Annotated in this window: 1 protein-coding gene and 1 pseudogene; both read right to left on the reverse strand. The window is 76.8% G+C overall.

Annotation, left to right across the window (positions count from 1 at the left end; genetic code table 11):
• A partial coding sequence (locus tag AB0J52_RS39440) for an RNA polymerase sigma factor (RefSeq protein WP_500188224.1) occupies positions 1-580 on the reverse strand: 580 nt, incomplete at its 3' end.
• A 340-nt stretch (positions 581-920) separates the two neighbouring features.
• Positions 921-1652 (reverse strand): annotated as a pseudogene (locus AB0J52_RS39445) (hypothetical protein); the annotation flags it as partial.

Genomic DNA, 1652 nt, shown 5'->3' on the forward strand with positions numbered 1-1652 from the left:
GGCAGTCGCGGGAGTGGCGGCGGGCGACGAGCGCGGCGCGCAGCCCGTGCGCGAGCGCGGCGTGGGCCTGCCGGAGCGCGGCGTCCGCCTCGTCCGGGGACGTGCCGAAGACCTTGCCGAGGTCGGGGGCGGCCAGCCCGTGCCGGACGGCGAGGTCGAGCATCTCGCGCTGCCGTCCGTCCAGCGCGCCGAGCGCGGCGTGCGCGAGCTCCCGCCGTTCGAGCAGCCGGCCGCGTTCCTGCGCGGACATCCCGTCCGCGCCGGCCTCGGGGGCCTCCTGGCCGGTGCTGCGGGTCGGGTCCTCGCGGCGGCGCAGGCTCTCCTTGCGCGCGATCGCGTAGAGCCAGCCGCGCAGCCGCTGGGGCTCGCCCAGCGCCGTGACGTGCTCGCGCGCCGAGAACAGGCAGTTGCGCAGCGCCCCGGCCGCCTCGACACGGTCGCGCAGCAGCCCGTGGCAGTAGTCGAACAGGGACGGCGCGAAGGCGTCGTACACCTCGCTGAGCGCGATGACGTCGCCCGTGCGCAGCGCCGCCACGAGCCGGGCGTCGTCGATCCCACCGGGCACGGCCCGACCGGTCACCTGCTGCCTCCCCGATGCGTCCGCGGTCATTTCCCCGCGCCGGCCCGAGGTCGGACCGGCTTCCTGGTTGACCGATCTTGCCACCGCTCACCGGCCGATTGGCGCTATGGCGGATTCCGGACGCCCGCGACCCCCGCTTCCGCGTGCCCGTTGGCCCGCTGACCACCGTATTTATGGCGCTGTGAGGAAAATCTCCTTTTTGTCGTAGCGAGTCGCCGACCTCGACGGTCCGTCGCCGCGGGCACGCCGAGCGTGATCACCGCCCTCACCCGATCGCGCCCGTCCGGTCACTCCCCGGCAACGGTTCCGGTCCGGCCCGGCGGCGTCGGTCCGGACGGCGCTAGCCGCAGGTCCAGGAGACCGCGACGCTCCCGCCCGGAGTGACCGCGACGGTCCCGGACCCGGCCTCCTCGCAGGCGGTGAGCGTGATCGTCGCGTGTCCGGAACCGCCCGGGCGGAGGGTTCCGCCGCCCTGCGCGGCCAGCGGCGGGCTCGCGCCGACGCTCCAGGTCACCGGGCCCCCGACGGCCACGACGGTGATCCCGCAGGACGGGGTCCGCGCCGACAGCGCGCAGCTCCCCGGCGAGACGGCGAGCCGCCCGGCCGGGACGGTGTGCGTGGGCGCGGTCGGCGAGGCCGGGCGGCTCGGCGTCGGACGCGGCGAACGGCGCGCGGGGCTCGCCGAGTGCGGCGACGGCGAGAGGGACGACTCGCTCGGCGACGGCGACGTGCTCCGCGTCGGAGTCGGCGTGTCGGACGGACTGGACGGATCGGACGGCGGGTCGGAGGCGTCCGGATCGGTGCTGCCGGACGGGCGCGGCGTGCCGTTCGCGTTGCCGCCGCTCGACGACCCCGGCATCAGGAAGAACCCGAGGGCGACGATCAGCACCACCGCGGCCGCCGCGGCGAGGGCGGGCCAGAACCGGGGGGACTGCCTGGACGTCTCGTCCTCCCCGCCGCCGGAGCGGGAGCCGTCGACCGGGAGCGGCCAGCCGTCCTCGTCGAACGGCTCGGCGCGGTCGGCGGCGGCGAGCAGCCGGTCGAACCGGGCCGGATCGGACGCGGCGGACAG

The organism is Spirillospora sp. NPDC049652, assembly GCF_040675125.1.
Taxonomy (GTDB): Bacteria; Actinomycetota; Actinomycetes; order Streptosporangiales; family Streptosporangiaceae; genus Spirillospora.